General features: G+C 68.7%; 7 protein-coding genes. 4 read left to right on the top strand and 3 right to left on the bottom strand.

What is annotated here, in order from left to right; translation table 11 throughout:
- Nucleotides 1-18 precede the first annotated feature (18 nt).
- The 3 genes from ACFVHV_RS17915 to ACFVHV_RS17905 all read right to left on the bottom strand — a co-directional run bounded on the left by ACFVHV_RS17915 (nucleotide 19) and on the right by ACFVHV_RS17905 (nucleotide 3,456).
- Nucleotides 19-582, bottom strand: a complete 564-nt coding sequence (locus tag ACFVHV_RS17915) for a class I SAM-dependent methyltransferase (protein WP_359899080.1) — start codon at nucleotides 580-582, stop codon at nucleotides 19-21.
- A 315-nt stretch (nucleotides 583-897) separates the two neighbouring features.
- A complete protein-coding gene (locus tag ACFVHV_RS17910; RefSeq protein ID WP_380351976.1) occupies nucleotides 898-2,889 on the bottom strand; it encodes a carbamoyltransferase C-terminal domain-containing protein in 1,992 nt (663 codons plus the stop codon).
- 327 nt (nucleotides 2,890-3,216) lie between these two features.
- Entirely contained in the window at nucleotides 3,217-3,456 is a 240-nt protein-coding gene (locus ACFVHV_RS17905; RefSeq protein WP_359899076.1) for an acyl carrier protein, read from the bottom strand.
- Nucleotides 3,457-3,623: 167 nt separating this feature from the next.
- Between ACFVHV_RS17905 and ACFVHV_RS17900 the strand changes: the two genes are divergently transcribed.
- The 4 genes from ACFVHV_RS17900 to ACFVHV_RS17885 all read left to right on the top strand — a co-directional run bounded on the left by ACFVHV_RS17900 (nucleotide 3,624) and on the right by ACFVHV_RS17885 (nucleotide 8,525).
- The gene (locus tag ACFVHV_RS17900) at nucleotides 3,624-4,667 is read left to right on the top strand and encodes a TauD/TfdA family dioxygenase (protein WP_359899074.1); all 1,044 of its coding nucleotides are present in this window, start codon (nucleotides 3,624-3,626) and stop codon (nucleotides 4,665-4,667) included.
- A 279-nt stretch (nucleotides 4,668-4,946) separates the two neighbouring features.
- Complete coding sequence (locus ACFVHV_RS17895) at nucleotides 4,947-6,020, top strand: pyridoxal-phosphate dependent enzyme (RefSeq protein WP_380351974.1); 1,074 nt, start codon at nucleotides 4,947-4,949, stop codon at nucleotides 6,018-6,020.
- A gap of 76 nt (nucleotides 6,021-6,096) precedes the next feature.
- Nucleotides 6,097-7,239, top strand: a complete 1,143-nt coding sequence (locus ACFVHV_RS17890; protein WP_359899070.1) for an acyl-CoA dehydrogenase family protein — start codon at nucleotides 6,097-6,099, stop codon at nucleotides 7,237-7,239.
- 20 nt (nucleotides 7,240-7,259) lie between these two features.
- Nucleotides 7,260-8,525, top strand: a complete 1,266-nt coding sequence (locus ACFVHV_RS17885) for a condensation domain-containing protein (protein ID WP_380351972.1) — start codon at nucleotides 7,260-7,262, stop codon at nucleotides 8,523-8,525.
- Nucleotides 8,526-8,584 lie beyond the last annotated feature (59 nt).

Raw genomic sequence — 8,584 nt, 5'->3', positions numbered from 1 at the left:
CGCCGGAACGGGCCACGGCTACGCGGATCGCTTGGTGCAGAGATAGACCTGGTTGCGGCGGTGGTCGGCGGGGACGTCGATGATCTCGACCGACTCCGAGAGCGAGTGCAGCAGCGCCTCGAACGGGCCGGCGGCGTAGCGGTTGAGCCAGATGTAGCCGTCGGCCGTCTCGCGCCGCAGCAGCACCTCGGTCTCCCGCGGCACCTGGAACATGCAGATCACCACGGTGCGGCGGGAGACCCGGAACAGTTCGCGGACGGCGGTCTCGTAGTACGGCAGGCTCTCCAGCACGTGCCGGCAGTTCACCACGTCGAACGAGCCTTCGGGGAAGGTGAGGTCGGTGACGCTCATCTGCTCCCACCGCGCCTCGGGGTGGAGCCCGCGGCAGTCGTCGATGGCGGCCTCGTTGATGTCGATGCCGGTGTAGTCGACCTCCAGGCCCGCCGTCAGCAGGTGGCGGTAGGTGACCCCGGAGATGACACCGCAGTCGAGCAGTTCGAACGGTTCCTCGCCGTGCAGTGCCGCGATCCGCTCGGTCACGACCGCGTGCGAGGGGTGCCCGGCCCGGGACTCCTCGCTCATGTGAGCCATGTCAGAGGTGTGCGCCCAGAGCGATTTCGTGTTCACTGCGTTGATCCTCCGTACTGCTGGAGCGAAGCCGGTCATGACGGCACGGCCGTCCGGACGGTGGCTGTTGGGAGAGTGCCGGGCGCGCGCGGGACGCCGCCGGACCAGGGCCGTCGGGCGGCGCATGGCGGACGGTCCGGAGGGCCGTTCCAGGGTTTCCGCGGGCGCGGCACCCGGTTCCCTGCCACCCTCCGGAGCGGGAGAACCCTGGCAGCCGGCGGTGCGCGCGTGACATCCGTCCCGTCCCGGAGCACGGGAACTGATGTCACATCAGAAAGCCGCGCCTTCCTGGGACTCGGTGTCGAAGACGGCGTCCGGGCCGAACATCCGGGCGTGCTTCGCCGCGGCGAGGGCCAGCGTGCCGCTTGCATCCCGGGCGCTCGCGACCTCGGCCAGTTGGTTGACCACGGAGGGCTTCGCCAACGCCTGATCGCGCAGCTCGGGGGAGCGGGACATCAGGACCATGGCCGCGGTGGTGTAGCCCGACTCGACCCAGGACTCCCAGATCGCGTCGCGGTCCTGCTCCTGGCCCGCGAAGAGCTCCTCGCGACGATCGTGCCGACGCGTGGGAACGGGGCTCCGGCCGGCGGCCTCCGTGCGCAACCGGACGCGGCGGCCCGCGATGTAGGCGACGGCAGCGCCCTTGCGGATGGCGAAGTTCAGGGCCTGGGCCGCCGTGTCCACCACCGGCTCACCCTTGTCGTTCAGGGAGGTGTTGCACACCATCGGCACCCCCGTGGCTTGCCGGAACGCTTCGATCGCCCGGTGGAGCAGGGGGTTGGTCTCGGCGGACAGGGTCTGACGCCGGGCCGAATCGTCGAGGTGGAGGATGGCCGGGACCAGCCGGCGCTTGGACTCGGTCACGTACGCCGTCTCGAGCATGTAGGGCGAGGGCCAGGGGTCCTCGAACCACTCGCCGCTGTACTCCTCCAGGACGATCGGGGCCACGGGGCGCCACCACTGCCGGCTCTTCCAGTCGTTCAGCAGCTCCTTCGACCGGGGTGAGCGGGGATCGGCGAGGATGCTCCGGTGGCCCAGTGCGCGCGGACCGATCTCGGCCGCTCCGTCCGCCCACACCAGCGGTCCGGTGGAGAGGTCCTCGACGAACCGGGCCTCGGTGAACTCCTCGACGTCCTCGATGAAGTCGTCGAAGTGCCGCAGCGCGCTCTCGACGTCGGTGAGCTCGGAGCCGTGGTAGGCGGACTCGAGCCGGAAACCACCGCCCGGGAGCAGCCCCTCGCCGAGGAGGCCGAGGAGGCCGATCCCGAGGGACTGGCCGGAGTCGTTCGCGCTCGGCGGCGTGAGCAGGCCCTTGAATCCGTAGCGGCGCAGGAGGAAGGAGTTGGTCGGACAGTTGAGGGCGAAGCCGCCGCTCAGGGAGAGGTACGCCTGGCGCGGGTCCACCCCTGCCGATTCGAGCAGCCGGTCGACGTTGCGCACCATGACGAGCTCGCAGGCCGTCTGGACGATCTTCATGACCGCGGACTGCAGGTGCTCCTGGTGGGTGAAGCGGCTGTCCAGCTCCATGGACGGCAGCTGGGACTCGGCTGCACGAATCACGGCCTGGACGAAGGGAAGCGTGTCGACCAGCGGTACTCGTCGGCCTCCGAACAGCTCCAGCTCCCGCACCGCCGCCTCGGTGTCGAAGGCGATTTCGGTGGGGCAGGCCGACGCCAGGGCCATCAGGGTGCCCGGCTCCTTGCCGAACTCCGACGACGCGGCGTCGTAAATCGGGGCCGGGGATTCGACCGGAGCGAAGTCGACGTCGCCCTTGGCCGACACGCAGCCGGTGTACCAGTACTTCTTGCCCGTCCGGTCGAGGCCGAAGTCGGGCCGGCCGTCCAGGGCCATTCCGATGATGGTCTCGCCGCGGAACACCTCGGAGTCGAGGAGCAGTCCGCTGTAGAGGTGGGCGAGGCTGTGGATCGGGAAGTCCTCGGCGCCCGCCGGTAGCTTGATGTCGGCGTGGTGCGGCAGGCCGGGCGTGCCCCAGGACAGGCTCACGTCCTCCGGGGAGAGCCCTTCGGCCGCGAGCAGTTCGGTCAGCACCTTGTTGTAACGGTCGACGGTGAACAGCGGCCAGAAGTGGTGCTTCTGTCCGCTGACGCGCTCGAGCTCCCAGACTCTGACGAGTTCGACCCGCGAGTCGTGACTGCGCCAGAGCGCGATGTTCTGGTCGTGGCGCGGTGCGATGACGGATAAGCTGCCGGGCGGGGAGATGTAGCTCGACAGGAAGTACTTCGCGGCTGGGTACGCGGTCACGATGTCTCTTTCGGCGGTCGGACAGTGGCTGCTGGCTCTTCGGGCCAGACGGTCCTGGAAACGGCCCGCGTAGGCGGTCGCGAGGCTGCCGGGGCCGGCTCGGCCGGGCGTCGGTGTCCACCGGCGACGTCAGGTGCGACAGACTGTCCCGGTCGGGTGCGATCGGGCCTCGGGCCGGAACCCCGGCGGCGGCCTGCACGGGGACTTCGACCCTCTACGAGGCCTCGGGACGGGGACGGCGGGGACGGACTCCGACCCCGCATCCTCATGTGTATGCGCCGGCCCCGAGGCGAGCGACGGGATCGCTCCGGTCCGTCCGTGGCGGGACTACTTCGAAGCGGGGATCCGCTCCTCGACGAGCTGGACCAGTTCACCGACGTTGGCCACGGTGAACATGTCGACGACGTCCAGATCGACGTCGAACGTGCTCTGGATCGAGACCATCAGGCGGAGCAGCGACACGGAGGTGGCTCCGAGGTCATCGAAAGTGCTGTCCAGCGAGACTTCAAGGGGGGCGAATACTTCGGAAATCACCGACATCAACTCGTCGGACTGTGCGTTCGACATTTTGTGTTCCAGATCTCTTGCATTCGAGGCCTATGCAGGTAATTGACCCTATGGTGTTGCTGGGACATCGTCAAGTCTCTTTTTCTGGTTGGCAGACGGCTGATGTCCAGATTGTGTCGCGTTGGGTCAGGTGGGCGAGATTGGTGTGAAACGGGCGTAGTGAAGCAATGGTTTGTCGAGTCGGCGCGCTTTCCCTGGTCGAAGGCTCGACAGGACGTGGGTACCCTGGGGTAGGGTGGTCCACGTTTGATCGCACAGGCACGCCATTGGGGGTTCTGGTGTCAGAAATGACTTTTCGGCCTCTCACGCCTATCACTGGCGCGGAGGTGGAAGGCGTCGATCTCGCGGCGGAGTTGTCGCCGGCCGTAGTGGCCCGCCTTCGTGAGGCCCTGGTGCGTCACAAAGTTCTCGTTTTCCGGAATCAGCCGATGAGTGACGCGCAACAGGTCGAACTCACCAATGCTCTGGGCGGTGCCACTGCGGCACATCCCATCGTGAACGGTCTGAGCGAGGCCCCCGCCGTGTTGCGGACCGCACTGTCGGAGGAGCGGCGGGCGCTGGTCGAGGCCGAGGCCGGCCTCAGTCATCCGTTGAAGGGATCGACACCGCGGCGCCTGCGAACCGAGTGGCACGTCGACAGCACCTTCGTGGTCAATCCGAACGCCATCACCATTCTGCGCGGTGTCGAGATTCCACCGGTCGGCGGCGACACTCTCTTCGCCAATCTGGAAGCGCTCTACGAAGGGTTGTCGCCTTCCCTCCGGGGGTACGTCGACACCTTGCAGGCGATACACTCCCGACACGCCCCGACGGCCGCGCCCCGCTTCGACGGCAAGCCGGCCGGCCCCTTCGCGGCCGTGCACCCGCTGGTGCGGGTGCACCCCGAGACCGGTGCGCGCAGCCTGCTCGTCAGCGCCGTCTTCCTCCAGGCCATCCGCGGTCTCAAGCCCCGCGAGAGCGCGGCCCTGCTGGACTTCCTTCTCGACGAGCTCGCCGGGCGGGACGAGATCCACGCCCGGGTCCGCTGGGAGCAGGACACCCTCGTCATGTGGGACAACCGCGCCGTGGCCCATGCCGGTCCGGTGGACGGCCTGATGTTCCAGGAGGAGCGGATCGTGCACCGCACCACCGTCGTCGGCGACGTGCCCCGCGGGCCCGACGGCTTCGTGTCGCGTGCCCTCATGGGAGGCCGGAGCGAAGCGCTGGCCTGAGAGGCCGCGCCGTGACGCCACGGCGATCAGGTGGTGCGTGCAGGTCAACTCGGTCATACATGTAGATGTACTGGCATCGTGGCTCCGGCATAGATTCGGGTCAGTCGGTCCATTCTCCGGTAACTTCTGTGGGGGAAAAGCAAAATGCCGGTCATCGACCACTGTGCAAAAGCCGAAGCGCCGCCCAAGTACCGCCTGTTATGCGTCGACTGCGGCTGGGAATCCGACCCGGAATTCCGGCTCCGATGTCCCCGGTGTTCGGGTGCACTCGATCCAAGGATGAACCTGGAGAACGTCACCGAGCATGACGGTGACCGGCCTGAGCTGACCTACCTGGACTTCCTTCCGGTCGAATCCGAGCACTTACACGACGCCGGCATCAGCGTGCGGACCCCCTGCCGTCCGGCCTCGCGCCTCGGAGCGGCCATCGGTCTGCCCCGCCTCTGGGTGAAGGACGAGTCCCAGCAGCCGACCGGGACCACCAAGGACCGGCTGGCCTCCGTGGTCCTGGCCGTGTTCCGGCAGTTCGGGATCAAGGAGTTCGTCGCCTCCAGCACCGGGAACAGCTCCACCGCCCTGGCCCGCGCTGTGCGGAGGGACCACTCGATGCGGGCACACTTCTTCTGCGGCCGTGACTTCACCGGCGACCACGACATCGAGACCGGCGACCGGGTGTCCCTCACCGTGGTGGACGGCAACTACGCACAAGCCACCCGGGAGGCCCAGGAGTTCGCAGCTCGGAAGGGCCTGGTCTGGGAGGGCGGGTTCTTCAACTGGGCCCGTCGCGAGGGCCTGAAGCTCACCTACCTGGAAGCCTTCGACGCCATGGACGACAAGCCCGACGTCGTCGTCCAGGCCATCAGCAGCGGCATGGGGATGATGGCCGCGCGCAAGGGCGTGGCGGAGTACCTCGCCTGCGGCCGGCTCACCTCCTCGCCCCGCTTCGTGATGGTCCAGCAGGACACCTGCGCGCCGATGGCCGCGGCCTGGCGGGAGGGACGGGCCGAGCTCACCGAGGACGACGTCATCGAGCACCCGACAGGTCTGGCCCGGGCCATCCTGCTCGGCGACGGCCGGGCCACCTATCCCTACATGCGGGACATCGCCACCGGGAGCGGCGGCTCCATCGTCTCGGTGAGCCAGGACGAACTGGTCCGAGCCCGTACGATGCTCCGCGAGCTGGAGGGGCTGGACGTCTGCCACTCCTCGGCCGCGACCATTGCCGCGCTGCGCAACGAGGTCGCGGCCCGGCGGATCACCCCGGACCAGGTCGTCCTGGTCAACCTGACCGGCCGTGAGCGGTACACCGCCGCCGACGCCGGACCGGCCCTCGCCGTCGCCACCGCCGGCTGAGCCTCCCCCTCTCCGAGCCGGATGCCACCGCTCCCACCGGAGTGATGCGCCCGCCCCCACGTTCGCAAGGAATGCGTTGATACTCAGTCACCTCACCCCGCAGCAGGCCGAGCGCCACGCCGAGTTCCGTGCCTTCGCCGACCGTGTCCTGGTCCCGCAGGCGGACCGCTGCGACCGCGAGCAAGCGGTCTCCCGAGAGATCGTCGCCGACCTGGCCGGGCAGGGCTACCTCGGCGCGCCCGTCCCGAAGGAGTTCGGCGGCCTCGGCATGGACTGGGTCGAATACGGACTGCTCACCGAGGAACTGGGCCGAGGCTGCCAGTCGATCCGTAACCTCGTGGCCGTGGAGGACATGGTCGCCCACTCGATCCACAAGTGGGGAACGGAGGAGCAGAAGCAGCGGTGGCTCCCCCGGATCACCTCGGGCCGAACGCTGGCGGCCTTCGCCCTGACCGAGCCGGACGTCGGCAGTGACGCCGCCGCCGTCGGGACCACGGCGACGGCCGACGGCGCCGATGTCGTCCTGCGCGGCACCAAGAAGTGGATCAGCTTCGCGCAGATCGCGGACCTCTTCCTGGTCTTCGCCACGTTCGACGGGCAGCACACCGCCTTCCTGGTGGAGCGGGACACTCCCGGCCTGTCGGTGGAGCCGATCGAGGGCCTGCTCGGCCTGCGCGGCTCGATGCTCGGCCGGATGACCTTCGACGACTGCCGGATCCCGGCCGCCAACCTGGTCGGGCGTCCCGGCCTCGGCCTCACCTTCGTCGCCTCCAGCGCCCTCGACCTAGGCCGCTACAGCACCGCCTGGGGCTCGGTCGGCCTGGCACAGACCTGTCTGGAGGCCTCGACGGAGTACGCCGGCCGCCGCACCCAGTACGGCACCGAGATCCGCAACCACCAGCTGGTCCAGCAGCTGCTGGCCGACATGCTCACCGACACCATCACGGCCAGGCTGCTCTGCTACCACGCCGGGGTGAGCAAGGAGCGGGGGGAGACGGAGTCCGTCAACCACACCCTGCTGGCGAAGTACCGGACCTCGACGATCGCCGTCAAGGCGGCCGCCGACGCGGTGCAGATCCACGGTGCCCAGGGCATCGGGGCGGAGGCTTCCGTTCAGCGTCACTACCGGGACGCCAAGGTGATGGAGATCATCGAGGGCACGACGCAGATCCAGCAGACCATGCTCGGTCAGTTCGCCGTCCGGGCGGCCCGGCTGTGAGCGAGCTCCGGACGGGGGCGGTGACATACGGGCAGCTGTCGGTCCTGCGTTCGCTGGAGACACACGGCCCCGACCATCGGGCGGTCGCCAATCTGGTCAGTGTCTGGGAGGTGCCGTTCGGTCTCGGCGCGGCCCAAGTCATGGACGCCTGGCTCCAGTTGGTGGCGAAACACGAGTCGCTGCGGACCACCTACGACCTGAGCGGCCCGACACCGGCCCAGACGGTCCACCCGTACCGCCCGTCCCGGGTGGCTGCGCTGGAGCTGGCCGAGGACAGCTTCGCGGCGGCCCTCCGGCTGGGCGGCGAGGCGGCGGTCGAGCCGATCGACATCGAGACCGAGTTGCCGTGGCGCGCGTTCGTCACCACTCACCAGGGGGACGCGCTCCACCTGGTCACCGTGATCCACCACGTGGCGGCCGACAACGGTGCGCTGCGGGTGCTGGAGGAGCAACTCGGTGTCCTCCTGGAGGGCGGGGCGCTCGGGCCGGTGGTGCAGCCGCTGGAGATGGCGCAGGAGCAGCAGGAGGAACCGGGCACCCGGAGCGTCCGGCACTGGACCGAGGCCTGGAGCCGGCTCGTCCCGGCGGACCGGGATCCGGAGGACGCCACCGAGCGACGCCGGGCGTCGCTCTACAGCCTGGAGGGGCTGACCGCCGCGCAGGAGCTCTCCGACCGGCTGAAGATCTCGGTCCAGTCGGCGGTGCTCGGCGTCGGCGCGCTCGCGCTGTCCCGGCTCAAGCGCACCGAGCGGATGACCTTCGCGCTGATGGCCGCCAACCGGCTCACCACCCGGTGGGTGCCGCTGGTCGGCTCGCTCAACCAGTTCGCCCCGGTGACCGTCACGGTCGACGAGGAGGCCCACCCGCTGGAGTATCTGCGGGCCTGCTACGTCCAGTCCATGACGGCGTACATGAACGGCTGCTACGACGTCGACGCGCTGAAGGAGAGTCTCCGGGAGGCCGGCCTGCCGGACGCGGACCCCACCGCCTTCGCCAAGCACTACAACTTCCTCGGCGATGTGGACGCCGAGCCGGCCGCCGGGTCCGCCCTGCGCACCGGGATCGAGTGGCGTCCGTCCACCCAGCGGTCGGGGCCGAACTTCCACCTGGCAGTGGCCACGGGGAAGGGAATCCTCATCGGAGTGGGCGCGAGCCGCGAATATCTCGACGGAAATCTCCCAGCCGTTCTCGCGGCGTCGATCGAGGCTGGTCTGATCAATATGTCCAAGGGGTCCGAGAAATCCCTGGCAGAAGTTTCACTGGATAATCCTTGGCGAATGTTCTGAAGAGCGGAAGAATGCGGGGAGAAAAGCTTCTTCCCCCCGCACTTCGGCATCCCTGGGCT

Source organism: Kitasatospora sp. NPDC127116, from assembly GCF_042677365.1.
In the GTDB taxonomy this organism is placed as follows: Bacteria; Actinomycetota; Actinomycetes; order Streptomycetales; family Streptomycetaceae; genus Kitasatospora; species Kitasatospora lactacystinica.
The sequence above is the reverse complement of the archived record's forward strand: the minus strand, read 5'-3'. Positions and strand labels throughout refer to the sequence as shown.

What these genes read in the sequence shown, in the direction of transcription:
- ACFVHV_RS17900 (WP_359899074.1), top strand. Translation starts at nt 3,624, where the DNA reads ATGGTTTGTCGAGTCGGCGCGCTTTCCCTGGTCGAAGGCTCGACAGGA.
- ACFVHV_RS17905 (WP_359899076.1), bottom strand. Translation starts at nt 3,456, where the DNA reads ATGTCGAACGCACAGTCCGACGAGTTGATGTCGGTGATTTCCGAAGTA.
- ACFVHV_RS17895 (WP_380351974.1), top strand. Translation starts at nt 4,947, where the DNA reads ATGAACCTGGAGAACGTCACCGAGCATGACGGTGACCGGCCTGAGCTG.
- ACFVHV_RS17915 (WP_359899080.1), bottom strand. Translation starts at nt 582, where the DNA reads ATGAGCGAGGAGTCCCGGGCCGGGCACCCCTCGCACGCGGTCGTGACC.